A 15,425-nucleotide genomic window follows, 5' to 3' on the forward strand; every position below is an offset into this window, starting at 1 on the left:
ATAATAGCCAGCCCCCTGGCGTTCGAATCGCTCACTTTGCGCTTTTTGGGCCTCGAGAACCGCAAAGTGAGCGATTCGAAGACAGGACGGGTGTTGTCGGCGAGGATGGGAGCATGACCACTGCACTCGACGAACTCCTGGCCGCCGTCATCGAGAGCGGCCACCTCGACGAACCGGTCGCCGAGAACGGCATCGTGCACGGACGCGCCCATCTCGAGGCCGCCGGCACCGACGTGAATGTCAACATCGACCCCGAGATCGAAGAGGACGACGCGGATGCCGAGGCCGACGTCGAGGAGCTGATCGACGGTGTCGCGCGCATCCTGTCGATCACCGAGAAGCGTTGGCGCGCGATCGTCGACGAGGCCGCGACCGACATCGAGGAGGCAGTCGGCGAATCCGAGGTCAGTGAGCGCATCGACCTGCGCGACGACATGGAGGCCGCATCGGTCGTCGTCTTCGCGGATGCCGTGCTTGTGTCGTTCGACGCCCCGCGGCAGTTCCCCGACTCGCGCATCCTCGTGCAGCTCGACGAGGACCTCGAGATCGACGGCGTCGAGGTCGCCGAAGAGGACGGGGTCGAGACGATCTCCTTCGCCACCGGCGACGCGCTGCTCGACCACATCAGCCGCGACGACGCCTGAGCGTCTCGTGGGGGACGCTTCGACAGGCTCAGCGACCCAGCTTCTGAACCGCGCGACTGGCTCCCTGGACCCCCACGCTACTGGGTCCCTGAGCTTGTCGAAGGGTCCCGCCCCGTGACTGCTGGGTCCCTGAGTTTGTCGAAGGGCCCCGCCCCGTGACTGCTGGGTCCCTGAGCCTGTCGAAGGGTCCCGCCCCGTGAAACCCGCGTCAGCTGTAGATGCGCGCCGCGCCGACCTGCGCTTCCAGCAGCGGCAGCGTGCGTGACCGCTCCGGCTTCGGACGGATGCCGAGCACCGTCGCGATCTCGAGCGCGAGGGCGGCGTGACCAGCCGCGTTCGGGTGGAACGGGTCGCCCATCAGGCCCCACGGCATCCCGCCGGCGCCGAGCTCGACGAGGCGGGCGTACTGATCCACGAGGATGACGTCTTCGCTCGCGGCGACCTGCCGCACGGCATCCGCGAATTCTGCGACCCGAGCGCGCTCGGGAGCGTTGGCGGTGTCGATCGGCGGAGGCGTCTGCAGCACCGCGATCGCCCCGAGCGCTCGCACCCGCGCGACGAACTCGCGCAGCGAGGAGGCGTATTCATCCGGCGAGATGATCGGCTGCGGTCCGCCCGTCGAGAGGTCGTTCGTGCCGATCATGAGCGTCACGACGTCGGGCCGCCACGACGACACCCGGCGCTCGAAGTCGCCGAGGATGTCGACGATCCGATGTCCGCTGATCGCCGAGTTCACGACGATGTCGCGGACCCGCTCGAGCTCGCCGCGGATCAGTTCGTGCAGGTGCTCGGCGTAGCTGCGGCCGCCCTGTGTGAAGACAAGCCCGTGCGTGATCGAGTCGCCGGTGATGACCCAGTTGAGAGGATCGCCGCCCGCGAGCAGGTCGGCGAGGCGGACGAGATCGGATGCGGCGGTGGGCGAGGTGGTGTCGGGCACGCCTCGACCCTAGCCGCCGCATCCGACGTCGCGCACGCGCGCCCGCAACGGGAGGAGATCTCACGCTTCGCAGGATCGAAAGAGCGGATGCCTCCTGCGGAAGCCGAGTTCTCCTCCCTCATGCGCGCGCCCCGCTCAGAGCCAGCGCTTGAACTTGAAGATCCCGAACAACCCGATCGCGAACGCGGCCATCGCGCCGAGCGCGAGCGGGTATCCGAACGCCCAGTGCAGTTCGGGCATGACCTCGAAGTTCATGCCGTAGACCGTGCCGACCAGCGTCGGGGCGAAGATGATCGCCGCCCACGACGAGATCTTCTTGATCTCGTCGTTCTGGGCGAGACCCGCCTCCGACTGCCGTCGGGCGACGAGCGCCGATTGCACGGTGAGCGCGTTCTCGAGGATCGCGCGGAACGAATCGACCCGCTCGTTGACGCGGATGCTGTGATCGAGCACGTCGCGCAGCGACCGCTGCAGCTCCTCGTCGATGCGGTACTTGTCGGATCCGCGGCGCAGCCATTCGAGCATCCCGCCGAGCGGATGCACCGCCCGCTGGAAGTTGATGACTTCGCGCGAGAGTTCGTAGATGCGGCGGGAGAGCGCGTCGTCATCGCTGTCTCCGAAGAGCTGGTCCTCGATCTCGTCGATGTCGTTCTCGAGACCGGCCACGATCGGCTCGTACTCGTCGACGACCTCGTCGAGGATCGCGTACAGCACGGCTTCGGGGCCCATCGCGAGCAGCTCCGGGTGCTCCTCCATGCGCCGGCGCACCGCCGCGAGGTTCGGCGACTCGGCGTGCCGGATCGTCACCACGAAGTCGGGTCCGATGAACAGGTGCAGCTCGCCGAACTCGATCGACTCCTGCTCGTCGCGGTAGCGCGCGGGTCGCAGCACGGCGAAGAGCGTGTCGCCGTAGCGCTCGACCTTGGAGCGCTGGTGGCCCGAGAGTGCGTCTTCGACGGCGAGCGGATGCAGGTCGAACTCCCGGGCGACGGACTCGACCTCGTCGCGGCTGGGGCGGTAGAGGCCGATCCAGGCGAGTCCGCCCACCGCGTCGAGGATGCGGTAGGTGTCGTCGAGGTTCTTGAGGGTCTCGACGCGACGTCCGTGGACGTACACGCCGTTGTCGATCAGGGCCATGAGGGGGCCTTCTTGTCTCGCAGGCGCACACCGGGGACGGCCGGGTGCGCGGGTTCATCGGGATGCGGAGGACGCCACCCGAGGCTGCGGAGATCGACGTGCGAACGCGGAGCAGAAGCTCAACGCGCGAGCGCAGGGAGTCGCGACGCAGCGAAGGCGGCGTCGTTACTATCGTCGGACATCGCCATCACCGCCTTTCGGGACTCATCGGGTCGATCGACCCAAGGGGAGAGCTTACTCCTCGGTTCTGCGGGGTTACTGAGCGAGGGGCTGCCTCGGGGTGGAGCCCTTCGACGGGCTCAGGGACCCAGTTGGGGGCGAGGTGCGGGAGCGGGGTGTGGCCCTTCGTCTCGCTGCGCTCGCTCAGGAACCGGTTCCTGAGCGAGGAGCGCAGCGACGAGACGAAGGGCCCGCGCCGCGAGTTCGGGAGGAGTTCTCTCGCAACGGAGGACTGTTTCCAGCATCCGCTCCTGTGTTGCGTGAGATCTCCGCCGTTGCGTGCAGAGAGGGGGCGACGGGGCGGGGCCCTTCGACAGGCTCAGGGACCCAGTGCAAGTCTGGGTTGCTGAGCTTGTCGAAGCATCCCAGCCACCAGCGACTACAGCGGAACGACCTCGCCGTTGCGGAAGGCCGACAGTTGGGCGGCCTTCACGATCTCGACGGTGCGGATGCCGACACCGGCGTTGGGTTGCGGTTGACGCCCCGCACGCACGGCGGCGACGAACTCGTCGAGCAGCAGGGCGTCGAGGTCGGCGCCGATCGGGTCCCAGGTCTCGCCCGCCGCGTCATGCCCGGCGACGCCCTTCGCGAAGGGACTCACGGTCACCGTGCCGCGTTCCGCCACGACCTGGAGGGTCAGTCCACCCCAGGTCGCCGAGCTCATCGGCCAGCTCCACGAGCAGTCGATCGTCGCGATCACTCCGCTCGGATACTGCACCGTCACGAGCCCGCCGGTCTCGACGGCGAGGTCGCGCTGGCCGTGCAGGATGCCGTTCGACACCGCCCGCACCGACACGGCGCGCTCGCCCAGCAGGTCGTCGAGCAGGTCGGCGCAGTGCACCACGTGATCCACCAGTACCCCTCCGCCCGCCAGCGACGGGTCGGTGAACCACGCGCGATCCCCGGGCAGTTTGCCGTTGTTCACGCCGGTGACACCGAGCACCCGTCCGAGCCGGCCGCTGCGTAGTTCGGCGATCGCATCGCGCACGGCGGGGGCGAAGCGCACCGGATACGCGACCATGAGGATCACTCCGGCCCCCTCGCACGCGGCGCGCATCGCCTCGGCATCCGCCACCGTCGTCGCCAGCGGCTTCTCGCACAGCACGTGCACACCCTCGGCGGCCGCCCGCTCGACGAGCGCGCGGTGCCGGGAGTTCTCGGCCGCGACGACCACGGCATCCGGCTTCCAGGCGAACGCCTCGTCGTACGAGTCGACATACGTCACGCCCAAGTCCGCCGCCAGCGCCGCGCCGCGCAGCGCATCGTCGGGCGCCGACGCCCCGTCGGGGTCGGTCGCGATCAGCTCGACGCCGGGTATCGCCGACAGGGCGTGCACGTAACTGAGGGCGTGCGTGTGGGCGAACGACAGCACCGCGATCCGCAACGGCGTGGTCATCGGGTGACCTCCTCGGCAGGCGAAGGAACAAGAGCGACCGGCGCCCCGGCGGCGATCGACGCGTACGCCGCCTCGGCGACCGCCACCGCGCGGATGCCGTCGGCCGGAGCGACGCGCGCCTCCCGGCCCTCTCGCAGCGCCGCCACGAAGTCGGTGATCTCGGCGTAGTACGGGCTGTCCTGCGGGGACATCGGCGGCAGGTAGTCGGTGGCCCCCGGGAGGGCTGCGGCATCCGTTCGGATCGTGCGGTCCTCGGCGCTGTCGTAGCGCAGGCGGCCCTCCGACCCGGCGACCTCGACGCTCGTGCGGAACGGGATGCCGGGGGCGACCCAACTGCCGTGGATGTGGCTGATGACCCCGTTCGCATGCGTGAGCACGATGTGGGAGGTGACGGGTGCGGGCACGCGGTCGTCGACGGTCGGCGGATTCTGCACCGCGAACACCTGCGTCACCTCGCCCGCGAACCACAGGGCCTGGTCGATGTCGTGGATCATGAGGTCGCGGATCAGGCCACCACCGGCGCGCTCCGAGAAGAACCAGGGCGATTGCGGGGCCCCGCCGGCTCGGCTGAACCGCTGCACCGCGAGCGTGCCGATGCGGCCGGCGTCGAGGGCCGTCTTGATCTGCGCGTACTCGCCCATGTAGCGCACGACGTGCGCGGGGAAGAGACGCACGCCCGCGGCATCCGCGGCATCCGCCACCCGGGCGGCTTCGGATGCCGTCGCCGCCAGCGGCTTCTCGCAGATGACGTCGCGCCCAGCGGCGATGGCGCGCAGCGCGAAGTCGGCGTGCGTGCTGCTGGGGGTGACGATGTCGACCAGGTCGACCAGCCCGATCAGCGCGTCGACGTCGGAGACGAGTTCGAACCCGTACTCCTCGGCGATCTCCTCGGCCCCGACGAGAGACGTGACGTATCCCTGCACCCCGAGGGCGCGCCAGGCGTCGGCGTGCACGCGCGAGATGCCGCCGGCTCCGATGAGTCCGATCTTCAGGGTGCTCACTTCGTCTCCTCCAGAGCGGCGGGCTGCTCGACGTGCAGCGGGGTGATGGGCGGCGCCGGCATGTCGGCGATGCCGTAGATGTCGGACGCATGGCGCTGGAACGCGTGCACCACCGCTCCGTGCGCGGCGGCCTCGCCGCCGAGCCGCGCTTCGGCGAGCGGCACCTGGAACGGCAGTCCGAGGTGGCGGGGCAGGGCCTGGCGCAGCGGGTCGAGGAGTTGCTCGTGGGCTGCCGAGAGTCCGCCGCCGATCACGATCATCGCCGGATCGACCGTCATCGTGAGGGTCGCGATGCCGTGCGCGAGCTCGTCGATGAAGGCATCCAATTCGTCCTGCGCGGCGCGGTCTCCGGCGCGGGCCGCGGCGAACACCTCGGCGGCGGTCGCGGCGGTGCGCCACGAGATCTGACCGGTCTCGGTGTTGAGGCCACGGAACGCGAGCCGGCCGATGTCGCCCGCCGCATTGTGGATGCCGCGCCGCGGGCGCCCGCCGAGGATGAGGCCCATCGAGATGCGGTTGCCGACCGAGAGGTAGATGACGTCGTCGACGAGTTGCGCGACGCCGAGGTGGTGCTCGGCGACGGCGGCGAGCCGCACACCGTTGTCGACCGCGACGGGGCATCCGAACGCCTGGCGCAGTTGCGCGCCGATGTCGGCTCCCGACCATTCGGGGATCACGACCGAGAGCACGACGCGTCCGGCGTCGTCGACGAGGCCGGGCAGCGAGACGCCGATCGCGCGCACGCGGGAGGGGGGAACGGATGCTCCGCCCAACGTCTGCCGCACGTCGTCGATCACGGCCGCGAGCTTGGCGGCACCGTCGGGGTGGGCTTCGACGCCGGGGAAACTGCGCTGGGCGATCACGCGACCCGCGAGATCGGAGAGGATGACGCGCACGCTCGCGACGCCGATGTCGAGACCGACGACGGTGCCGGCTTCGGCGTGGAAGGCGTAGTGGCGGGCGGGGCGGCCCGCCCCTCCCGCTCCGGGGGCGGGGGCATCGACGATCATCCCGGACTCGCTCAGCGTCGCCACCGCGTTCTCGACGGAGGTGCGCGAGATCTCGAGCGACCGGGTGAGGTCGTTGACCGTCGAAGGCCCGCCGTCGCGGAGCTGCAGTGCGGATCGCGCGACGATCGACAGCTGGCCTGACACGCCCATGTGCGGTCCTCTCTTCATCGACGGCGTCGGTGTGCGAACAAGTTAGCACACCGGATTCTCAGATAAGGCTCGGACGTTCTCGAGCCGGAAACACGGTGGAAACAACCGGATGAGAACTTGTCCTTGACGAATTATCCCATCCCGATGTCATAATGAACCGTACTCAGCACGGTTCAAGCAAAGGAGCACCATGCGCGTCAGCAAGATCACCGGCGTCGTCGCGGGAGTCGCGACCGCCACCCTGTTGGCCGGATGTTCGGCCGGCGGAGGAAGCACCGCTGAAGGAGATCAGAGCATCACGGTCTGGCTCTACCCGGTCATCGCCGACGAGGCGGTGCACAAGGACTTCTGGGACTCGACGATCGAGGCCTTCGAAGCCGAGAACGACGGCATCGACGTGAAGTACGAGATCTTCCCGTGGGCCAACCGCGACGAGTCCCTGCAGACGGCGATCGCCGCGGGCAAGGGCCCGGACGTCGTCTACCTCATCCCCGACCAGCTCTCGGCGTACCAGTCGTCGATCGCCCCGCTCAACGACCTGCTCAGCGAGCAGCGGCAGGACGATCTGCTCCCCAACGTCAAGGAGTCGGTCACCATCGACGGCGACATCCTCGGCTCGCCGATCCTCACGAGCGCCCAGCCGCTCATCTGCAACGCCGCCGCATTCGAGGCTGCCGGCGTCACCGAGTACCCCGAGACGTGGGACGACATCATCGACATCGCGCCGGCCTTCACCGCCGCCGACATGTACGTGCTGAACTACCCGGCGTCGCCCGAGAACACCCTCAACCTCACCTTCTACCCGCTGCTGTGGCAGGCCGGCGGACAGGTCTACGACGACGGCGAGGTCGGCTTCGACAGCAAGGCCGGCGAAGAGGCACTCACCTTCATCACCGATCTCGCCGAGGCCGGCGCCCTCGACCCCGAGGCGATCACCACCAACGTGCCGCTCGAGCAGACCGCGATCGCCCAGGGCAAGGTCGCCTGCACCTGGAACAACGGCGTGACCGAGGTCGCTCCGTTCTGGGGCGAGGAGAACGTGAAGGTGCTCGCGCCGCTCACCGACGAGGAGTCGGTCGCATACGGCACGGTCGGATCGCTCTCGGTGCTCAAGGGATCGAAGGCGCAGGATGCCGCGGCGAAGTTCGCCGAGTACGCCACCGGCGCCGAGGTCGTCGAGCCCTACCTGCTCGCCTCCGGATTCTTCTCGGCGCTCAGCACCACCGCGCCGCTCTACGCCGACGACCCGCTCCTCGGCGAGGTCGAGAAGTACGTGCCCGACACCACGGTCGGCGAACTGAACGAGAGCTCGCGTGCGCTCATGGGCGTGCTCGCGCCCGAGATCCAGGCGGCGCTGCTGGGCCAGAAGTCCCCAGCCGATGCGCTGAAGGATGCCGCGACCGCCGCGGCACCCATCATCAAGTAGTGAACGCGGGGGTGCGCCGCGGCATCCGCTGCGCACCCCCGCCCCTTCCCGACCCGACGTGAGGTTCTCATGACGACGGCAACCATGCCGAAGAAACCGCAGGGCACGGTGACCCGCCTGCTCGCGCGGCGCGAAGCACGAATGGCCTTCCTCTTCGTGCTCCCGGCCTTCCTGCTCTTCATCGCGTTCCGCTTCGGCCCCAGCATCGCGGGCGTCGCGCTGAGCTTCTTCGACTACGACATCTCCGGCGAGATCGCGTGGCGAGGCCTCGACCACTTCCAGCGCCTCATCGCCGATCCGCTGTTCTGGCGGGCGATGGGTACGACGCTGATCTTCACGGTCTTCGCGGTGCCCATCTCGCTCGTGCTCTCGACCGTCATGGCGCTCGGGGTGCGGCGGGCGTTCCGCGGGGCGCGGTTCTTCCGCTCGATCTTCTTCCTCCCCGTCATCACCTCGCTCGTGCTCGCGGGCAGCATCTTCGTCTGGATCTTCTCGAGCAACGGCCCCTGGTCGCAGCTCATGGCCCCGCTCGGACTCGGCGGCTCGTGGCTCGGCAGCACGGTGCTCGTCATCCCGGCGATCGTCGTCGTGGGCGTCTGGTCGCGCTTCGGCTACGGGATGATGATCATCATCGCGGCCCTGCAGGACGTGCCGCGCGAACTCGAGGAGGCCGCGCTCGTCGACGGCGCCGGCGCCTGGAACCGTTTCCGGTACATCGTCTTCCCGTACCTACGGCCCACCTTCTTCTTCCTCGCGGTGATCGAGACGACCGCCGCGTTCCAGGTCTTCGACGTCATCTACGTGATGACCCAGGGCGGACCCGCGAACGCCAGCTACTCGCTCGTCTACCTGCTCTACGACCAGGGCTTCAAGTACTTCGACTACGGCTACGCGGCCGCGGTCGGCGTCGCCCTGTTCATCATGACCCTCGCGGTCGCCCTCATCCAGCGCCTCGTGATCGGAAAGCAGAAATGACCGCCCTGATCCAGCCGCCCACGCAAACGCCGGTCTCGGCCCCGCCGGAGAAGCCCGCCGCCCCGCGCCGCAACCGCTCGTTCCGCGCCCTCGAACCCACCCGCATGGGTGTGGTCGTGCGGTGGATCTGGCTGAGCCTCGCCGGCATCCTGAGCTTCTTCCCCTTCTACGCGATGGTCGTGCTGAGCCTCAAGCCCGGCATGGTCGTCGACCTGCCCGGTTCGCTCATCCCCTGGAACGACATCTCGTTCGAGGCGTACGAGCAGGTGCTCGGTGGGCAGAACATCCTCGGCTGGCTGTTCAACACGCTCGTCTACTCGCTCGTGTCTGTCGTCGCCGTGTTGTTCCTGTCGGCGCTCGCCGGATACGCCTTCGCCAAGAAGCGCTTCCGCGGCAAGGAGGTGATGTTCTGGTCGTTCCTCGCGATGGTGATGGTGCCGTTCCACGTCACCCTCATCCCGACGTTCATCCTGATGGCGAACCTCGGCGGCATCGACACATACTGGGGTCTCATCCTGCCGACGCTCGCGAACGCGCAGGCCGTGTTCCTCATGCGCCAGTTCATCCAGGGGCTGCCCGACGAGCTGTTCGAGGCGGCGCGCATCGACGGTGCGGGCGAGTTCCGCATCTTCCTGCGCATCGTGCTGCCGCTGTGCAAGCCGATCCTCGCGACGCTCGGCATCTTCGTCTTCCTGTGGCACTGGAACGACTTCCTGTGGCCGCTCATCATCGCCAAGTCCAACTCGATGTTCACCCTCACCGTCGGCATCTCGTCGCTGCAGCAGCAGAACGTGCCGTTGAGCACGATGCTCGCGGGGTCGGTCGTCGCGCTGCTGCCCATCTTCCTCGCGTACCTGATCGCTCAGCGCTACGTGCAGGAGGGTGTCACGGGCACCGGCATCAAGGGCTAGAGACACCAGCTGAGAAGAAGGGAAAGCACCACATGCCTCAGCGCCACTTCACTTCCGAGGCCGACCTCGAAGAGGCCCTCGCGACACCGAGCGACGCGCTCGTCGACGACCTCGCGAGCGGCTCGGGAGACCTCGTCATCCTCGGGGCGGGCGGAAAGATGGGCCCGACGCTCGCGATGCTCGCGCGTCGGGGGATGGATGCCGCGGGCCGACAGGCGGATGCCGTCTACGCCGTGTCGCGCTTCGGCGATGCCGCGATCCGCGAACGCCTCGAGAACGCGGGTGTGACCGTCGTACCGTTCGACCTGATCGAGAACGACGACTTCTCCTCTCTGCCGGATGCCCCGAACGTGGTCTTCATGGTGGGCGCGAAGTTCGGTGCCGCGACCAACGCCTCGTGGGCGTGGGAGGTCAACGCGGCGCTGCCCGACCGGGTGGCCCGTCGCTACCGTGACAGCGCCATCTCGGTGCTCTCGACCGGGAACATCTACCCCTTCGTGCCCGCGTCGTCGGGCGGAGCATCCGAAGAGCTGGCCCCCGCCCCGATCGGGGAGTACGCGCAGTCGTGCCTCGGGCGCGAGCGGGTCTTCGAGTTCGGTGCGCAGGAGCGCGGCACGAAGGTCGCCATCATCCGCCTGAACTACGCCGTCGATCTGCGTTACGGCGTGCTCGCCGACATCGGCAGCGCGGTGAACGCGGGCGAGCCGGTGTCGGTCGCCACCGCGAACGTCAACGTGATCTGGCAGGGCTACGCGAACGAGGTGGTGCTGCGCAGCCTGAACCATGCGTCGACCGATCCGTTCACCATCAATCTCACCGGCCCTGAGCTGCTGAGCGTCGAGTCGATCGCGCGCCGCTTCGGCACGCTGTTCGACCGCGAGGTCACCCTCGTCGACGAGCCGCAGCCGACCGCTCTGCTCAGCGATGCGCGTCGATGCATGGCGCTGTTCGGGTATCCGACGGTCTCGGCCGAGACTCTCATCGGCATGCAGGCCGACTGGATCGCCGGCGGACTGCCGATGATCGCCAAGCCCACCAAGTGGGCCGTGCGGGACGGGAAGTTCTGATGGCGTCGTCTGCTGCGCGCACGGCGACCGTGCCGTCGCTGCGCCCCGAGGCCGCGGCCACCTTGGCCCGCGGTGCGGTGATCCCGGCGCATCCGCTCGCCCTCACCGCCGAGCGCACCCTCGACGTGCGTCGCCAGCGTGCGCTCTCGCGCTACTACCTCGAGGCCGGAGCCGGCGGCCTCGCGGTCGGCGTGCACACGACGCAGTTCGAGATCCGCGACCCCGAGCACGCGCTCTTCGAACCGGTGCTTGCACTGGCGGCGGAGGAGATGGATGCCCGGAACGACCCGAGTCTCGTGCGCATCGCGGGCGTGGCCGGCGACACCGCGCAGGCCGTCGCCGAGGCCGAACTCGCCCGGTCGCTCGGCTATGACGCCGTGCTCATCAGCCCGCGCGTCGCGGGTGCCGACGAACGGGCGCTGCTCGATCGTGCCCGCGCCGTGGGGGAGGTGCTGCCCCTGGTCGGGTTCTACCTGCAGACCGCGATCGGCGGGCCGGTGCTCGACCGCGACTTCTGGCGCGAGTTCGCTGCGATCCCCTCCGTCGTGGCCGTCAAGGCGGCGCCCTTCGACCGCTACCGCACCCTCGAACTCGTGCGCGGGGTCGCGGCATCCGGTCGTTCCGACGAGATCGCGCTGTACACCGGCAACGACGACGCGATCGTCGCCGACCTGCTCGCGGAGTTCCACGTCGACTCCCCCGACGGCCCGCGCACGCTGCGCTTCGTCGGCGGACTGCTGGGACAGTGGGCGGTCGGCACCCGCGCGGCGGTCGCGCTGCTCGAGGAGGCGCACCGGGCGATGGCGGGGGACGCCGCGGCCTACCGCGAGCTGAGCCTCACCGCCGCCGACATGGTCGACGTCAATCAGGCCGTCTTCGACCCGGGCAACGACTTCCACGGCGTGATCGCCGGGGTGCACGAGATGCTCCGGCAGCAGGGTCTGCTCGAGGGCACCTGGTGCCTCGACCCCGCCGAGAGCCTCTCGCCCGGGCAGGCCGAGGAGATCGCGCGCGTGCGCGAGGCCTATCCCGACCTGAATGACGATGCGTTCATCGCGGCGCATCGGGAGGCGTGGTTGCGATGAGTGCTCTCCCGGTCGTGGTGGCAGTCGTGCCCGAGCCGCTGTTCGCCGAGTTCTTCTCGCGCGCCGACGCCGAGCGCCTCGCCGCGGCGGCCGAACGGCTCGGCGGATCGTTCGTGCGGGTGGACCGGCTGACGGATGCTGCGCTCGACGCCGTGCGCGTCGTGATCACGAGCTGGGGCATCGGGTCGTTCGACCAGGAGGCGCTCTCGTCGATGCCGGCGCTGGAACTCGTCGCGCACACGGGCGCCTCGGTCAAGGCGTTCGCGACCGAGGAACTGTTCGACCGGGGCGTCGTCGTCACGCAGGCCGGCGCCGGGATGGCGCGCTCGGTCGCGGAGGTGTCGCTGGCCTTCACGCTCGCGCTGCTGCACCGCGTGCCCGAGATGCACAACGGGCTGCGCGACGGCGGCTGGTACGACCCGGACGTCGGGGCGCAGCACGAGATCCTCGACGCGCCCATCGCCGTGATCGGAGCCTCGCGCACCGGCCGGGCGTACCTCGACCTGATCCGGGCGCTGGGTGCGCGGCCGCTGCTCGTCGATCCGACGCTCGATCCGGCCGCGGCATCCGCTCTGGGCGCCGAGCTCGTCGCGCTCGACGACGCACTCTCGCGTGCTCGGATCGTCGCGGTGCACGCGCCGACCCTGCCCGAGACGCACCACCTGATCGGGCGTCGCGAACTCGCGCTGATGCCCGACGGCGCGGGACTCGTGAACACCGCCCGCTCGTGGCTCGTCGACGAAGAGGCGCTCGTCGATGAGGTGCGCGCCGGTCGGCTCAGCGCCGCGATCGACGTGTTCGATGAGGAGCCGTTCGGGGCGGAGCATCCGCTGCGTTCGCTGCCCGGCGCGCTGCTCACCCCGCACCGCGCGGCCGGCACGACCGAGGGGCGGCTACGGCAGGGGCGCATCGTGGCCGACGAACTCGACGACTTCGCCGCGGGCCGACCGCTCGCACACGCCATCGACCGCGCGCATCTGGCGTCGATGGCATGACCACGAAGACCTCTGGGGGCTCTGGGGACTGAACCGGATGTTGCGTGACGACCGACAGGTCGCACGCCCGACCGCGGCCACACCGCCGCAAGGAGGTACGACATGACGATCACGCACGACGAATCCACTCCCACCACCACCGCCGCGCTCCGCAGCAGGCGCATGCTGCTCGCCGGCTTCGGCGCCGCTGCCCTCGGTGGCGTCGCCGCCGTCGCGGTGCAGACGCCCGCACAGGCCGCGGGTCCCGCGGTATCGATGAGCTCCTCGGGATCGAAGGACGTCGGCAATGCCGGCCTCGCGACCGACCTGCCCTCGCTCAAGGGCAAGAACGGCGACCTCGTGCGCACGAGCGGCTACGCGGCGCCGGGCGACGGCGGCCACGGGCTCTACCGCTACGTGAAGAAGGACGCTCCGGCCGCGAACGGCGGCACCGTGATCGCCGCTCGCAAGGAGGGCGCCTGGGTGCTCGTTCACCACGGCGTAGTCGATTTCCGCGCCTTCGGCATCTTCGACGCCTCGGTGAACGCCGACGACGCTCTGGACGAGATGGTGAACGATGCGAGCATCCGCCTGATCGAGGCGCACAGCGATCTCAACTTCGTCCGCCGGCACATCTTCCGCCGCTCGGGCATCGCCTTCGACTTCGGCAGCCACCTCATGACCACGGTCGGCATCGAGAACGCCGGCAAGGACGACCCGTTCGCCGCCGTGATGTTCTTCCAGGGCGAGGTGACGGATGCCGTGCAGGAGGCCCGGCTGAACGAGCCCGTGCCCGACCTCGGCGACATCTTCCCCGTGGCCGACTCGTCGTTCTTCACGGTCGGCGACTGGTACGCGGCCGAGGTGAACGCGCTCGCCGGGCGCTGGGAGCGCGAGCTCCAGCGGCTCGTGCAGGTGACGCAGATCGTCGACGGCACGCACATCCGCATCAACTACAAGAACGGCTGGCCGCTCGCCGCCGACCGCACGATGACGTGGCGTCACGTGCTGCCGGTGCAGGACGTCACGGTCTCGAACCTGAAGTTCCTCGGCACGGGCACCGACGAGTACACCGGTTCGCACCCGCTCGCCTTCGAGTACGCGGTGCGCTGCGACGTCGACCACATCGACGGCACCGGCACCTTCTGGCCGCTCATCCAGCGCCGGTGGAACACCTACTACTCCACCGTCAGCTGCACGCTCAAGAATCCCACCTCCGTCACCTGGGGCGGCGCCGGATACCTCACGCAGCAGATCTACTGCCTCTACGGCTACGTCGCCAACTGCCACACGGCCAACGCGCGACATCTCAACGACTTCACCGCGAGCGCCTACTGCCTCGTCGAGAACTGCCACGGCGACGGAGACGACCAGGGGCCGTTCGTGACCCATGGCCAGTACGAGCACGACCTCACGTACACCGGCAACTCGGGGCTCATGACCTTCGCGAACTCGGGGGCGGCCTGGGGCTCGGCGGCCAAGCGCATCACGGTGCGCAAGCACGTGTGCTCGTGGTTCGTCGCGCGCGTGCGCATCACCGACCTCACCCTCGAAGACGTGCAGGTGATCGGCAAGCCCTCGCTCGCGGGCTCGGGCATGCTGTGGATCAACGCCGACGGGGCGCAGTTGCGCGGGTGCACGGCGTCCGACACGCTCATCATCACCCAGCAGTCGGATGCCTCGTCGCGGCCGAACACGATCGAGGGCTCGCACTTCACCTTCGTCGCGGCGGGTGGGGAGTTGACGAGCGCGGCGGTGACGACTCCCGTGACGTTCATCGACACCGTACTGAACGGGGTCGGTGGGCTCAAGATCACCGGGCCCGGAGCGGTGACGTTCCGCGGATCGACGCTGCTCGGCGCCGATGACGCGGCGCCGATCGTGTCGCAGTCGGAGCGGCTGCGGTTCGAGGGGTCGACGCTGCGCAATGCGCGCGTGGCCGCGGCGCGCGGCGAGAGGCAGACGGTGGAGGTCGCGGGGTCGGAGGTCGTGAACGTCGGCGGCACGGGCATCGCCCGCACGGGCGCCGGCGAGTTGCACGTGGCGCTCTCGGACAGCACGTTCCGGGCCGAGGGGGCGGCGACGCACGTGTCTGTGACCACCGGGGCGACGCACTACCGCGCGGTCGGCAATCGGTTCGAGGGCGGGTCGATCGAGCTCGGCGACGGGGCCTTCGGGTCGTCGTCGACGCTCGTGCACACCGCCAACGTCGAGTCCGGCGTCACGCGCACCGCCTTCCCCGCCGAGGGCGACCGCGTCGCCGACACCGCGAACATCACGGTCTGAGCGGGCGCGTCTTGCGGAGGAGTTCTCGTGTTGTGCAGGAGCGGATGCGGCATCCGCTCCTGCACAGCGTGTGTTCTCCTGCAGAGCGTGTGCGTCGGGGACGCTTCGACAGGCTCAGCGACCCAGTTTCTCGGCTCAGCGACCCAGTTCCTTGCCACTGGGGCCCTGTTTCTTGTGACTGGGTCCCTGAGCTTGTCGAAGGGTCCC

General features: G+C 69.3%; 13 protein-coding genes. 8 read left to right on the forward strand and 5 right to left on the reverse strand.

What is annotated here, in order from left to right; genetic code table 11:
* Nucleotides 1–113 precede the first annotated feature (113 nt).
* Nucleotides 114–644, forward strand: coding sequence for a cytochrome C5 (locus ACFY9N_RS00495; protein WP_391476189.1), 531 nt, complete (start codon nt 114–116; stop codon nt 642–644).
* A 208-nt stretch (nt 645–852) separates the two neighbouring features.
* Here the strand turns inward: ACFY9N_RS00495 and ACFY9N_RS00500 are convergent, their stop codons facing one another.
* The 5 genes from ACFY9N_RS00500 to ACFY9N_RS00520 form a co-directional block, all read right to left on the reverse strand.
* The gene (locus tag ACFY9N_RS00500; RefSeq protein ID WP_391476190.1) at nt 853–1,581 is read right to left on the reverse strand and encodes an SGNH/GDSL hydrolase family protein; all 729 of its coding nucleotides are present in this window, start codon (nt 1,579–1,581) and stop codon (nt 853–855) included.
* Between the two features lie 135 nt (nt 1,582–1,716).
* Complete coding sequence (locus ACFY9N_RS00505) at nt 1,717–2,718, reverse strand: magnesium and cobalt transport protein CorA (RefSeq protein WP_391476191.1); 1,002 nt, start codon at nt 2,716–2,718, stop codon at nt 1,717–1,719.
* A gap of 598 nt (nt 2,719–3,316) precedes the next feature.
* On the reverse strand, nt 3,317–4,333 hold the full coding sequence (locus ACFY9N_RS00510; RefSeq protein ID WP_391476192.1) for a Gfo/Idh/MocA family protein: 1,017 nt from the start codon (nt 4,331–4,333) through the stop codon (nt 3,317–3,319).
* Entirely contained in the window at nt 4,330–5,334 is a 1,005-nt protein-coding gene (locus ACFY9N_RS00515; protein ID WP_391476194.1) for a Gfo/Idh/MocA family protein, read from the reverse strand. The genes ACFY9N_RS00510 and ACFY9N_RS00515 overlap by 4 nt, the downstream gene beginning before the upstream one ends.
* A complete protein-coding gene (locus tag ACFY9N_RS00520; RefSeq protein WP_391476195.1) occupies nt 5,331–6,494 on the reverse strand; it encodes an ROK family protein in 1,164 nt (387 codons plus the stop codon). Before ACFY9N_RS00520 ends, ACFY9N_RS00515 begins: the two co-directional genes overlap by 4 nt.
* A gap of 190 nt (nt 6,495–6,684) precedes the next feature.
* Between ACFY9N_RS00520 and ACFY9N_RS00525 the strand changes: the two genes are divergently transcribed.
* The 7 genes from ACFY9N_RS00525 (at nt 6,685) to ACFY9N_RS00555 (ending at nt 15,218) form a co-directional block, all read left to right on the forward strand.
* Entirely contained in the window at nt 6,685–7,920 is a 1,236-nt protein-coding gene (locus ACFY9N_RS00525; protein WP_391476197.1) for an ABC transporter substrate-binding protein, read from the forward strand.
* 84 nt (nt 7,921–8,004) lie between these two features.
* Nucleotides 8,005–8,895: a carbohydrate ABC transporter permease gene (locus ACFY9N_RS00530; protein ID WP_391476199.1), complete on the forward strand. Its 891-nt coding sequence runs from the start codon at nt 8,005–8,007 to the stop codon at nt 8,893–8,895.
* Nucleotides 8,892–9,806, forward strand: coding sequence for a carbohydrate ABC transporter permease (locus ACFY9N_RS00535; protein WP_391476201.1), 915 nt, complete (start codon nt 8,892–8,894; stop codon nt 9,804–9,806). Before ACFY9N_RS00530 ends, ACFY9N_RS00535 begins: the two co-directional genes overlap by 4 nt.
* Before the next feature lie 32 nt (nt 9,807–9,838).
* Nucleotides 9,839–10,873: an NAD-dependent epimerase/dehydratase family protein gene (locus ACFY9N_RS00540; RefSeq protein WP_391476202.1), complete on the forward strand. Its 1,035-nt coding sequence runs from the start codon at nt 9,839–9,841 to the stop codon at nt 10,871–10,873.
* Nucleotides 10,873–11,958, forward strand: coding sequence for a dihydrodipicolinate synthase family protein (locus tag ACFY9N_RS00545; RefSeq protein WP_391476204.1), 1,086 nt, complete (start codon nt 10,873–10,875; stop codon nt 11,956–11,958). The genes ACFY9N_RS00540 and ACFY9N_RS00545 overlap by 1 nt, the downstream gene beginning before the upstream one ends.
* The gene (locus ACFY9N_RS00550; RefSeq protein ID WP_391476205.1) at nt 11,955–12,953 is read left to right on the forward strand and encodes a hydroxyacid dehydrogenase; all 999 of its coding nucleotides are present in this window, start codon (nt 11,955–11,957) and stop codon (nt 12,951–12,953) included. The genes ACFY9N_RS00545 and ACFY9N_RS00550 overlap by 4 nt, the downstream gene beginning before the upstream one ends.
* 102 nt (nt 12,954–13,055) lie before the next feature.
* Nucleotides 13,056–15,218, forward strand: coding sequence for a peptidase C14 (locus ACFY9N_RS00555; RefSeq protein ID WP_391476206.1), 2,163 nt, complete (start codon nt 13,056–13,058; stop codon nt 15,216–15,218).
* Nucleotides 15,219–15,425 lie beyond the last annotated feature (207 nt).

It is taken from the genome of Microbacterium sp. NPDC008134 (genome assembly GCF_042957055.1).
Classification (GTDB): Bacteria; Actinomycetota; Actinomycetes; order Actinomycetales; family Microbacteriaceae; genus Microbacterium.

Bases quoted from the DNA above. Each gene is read 5' to 3' on its own strand.
- ACFY9N_RS00555 (WP_391476206.1), top strand. From the start codon at position 13,056: ATGACGATCACGCACGACGAATCCACTCCCACCACCACCGCCGCGCTC.
- ACFY9N_RS00510 (WP_391476192.1), bottom strand. From the start codon at position 4,333: ATGACCACGCCGTTGCGGATCGCGGTGCTGTCGTTCGCCCACACGCAC.
- ACFY9N_RS00535 (WP_391476201.1), top strand. From the start codon at position 8,892: ATGACCGCCCTGATCCAGCCGCCCACGCAAACGCCGGTCTCGGCCCCG.
- ACFY9N_RS00525 (WP_391476197.1), top strand. From the start codon at position 6,685: ATGCGCGTCAGCAAGATCACCGGCGTCGTCGCGGGAGTCGCGACCGCC.
- ACFY9N_RS00495 (WP_391476189.1), top strand. From the start codon at position 114: ATGACCACTGCACTCGACGAACTCCTGGCCGCCGTCATCGAGAGCGGC.
- ACFY9N_RS00530 (WP_391476199.1), top strand. From the start codon at position 8,005: ATGCCGAAGAAACCGCAGGGCACGGTGACCCGCCTGCTCGCGCGGCGC.
- ACFY9N_RS00505 (WP_391476191.1), bottom strand. From the start codon at position 2,718: ATGGCCCTGATCGACAACGGCGTGTACGTCCACGGACGTCGCGTCGAG.
- ACFY9N_RS00550 (WP_391476205.1), top strand. From the start codon at position 11,955: ATGAGTGCTCTCCCGGTCGTGGTGGCAGTCGTGCCCGAGCCGCTGTTC.
- ACFY9N_RS00545 (WP_391476204.1), top strand. From the start codon at position 10,873: ATGGCGTCGTCTGCTGCGCGCACGGCGACCGTGCCGTCGCTGCGCCCC.
- ACFY9N_RS00540 (WP_391476202.1), top strand. From the start codon at position 9,839: ATGCCTCAGCGCCACTTCACTTCCGAGGCCGACCTCGAAGAGGCCCTC.
- ACFY9N_RS00520 (WP_391476195.1), bottom strand. From the start codon at position 6,494: ATGGGCGTGTCAGGCCAGCTGTCGATCGTCGCGCGATCCGCACTGCAG.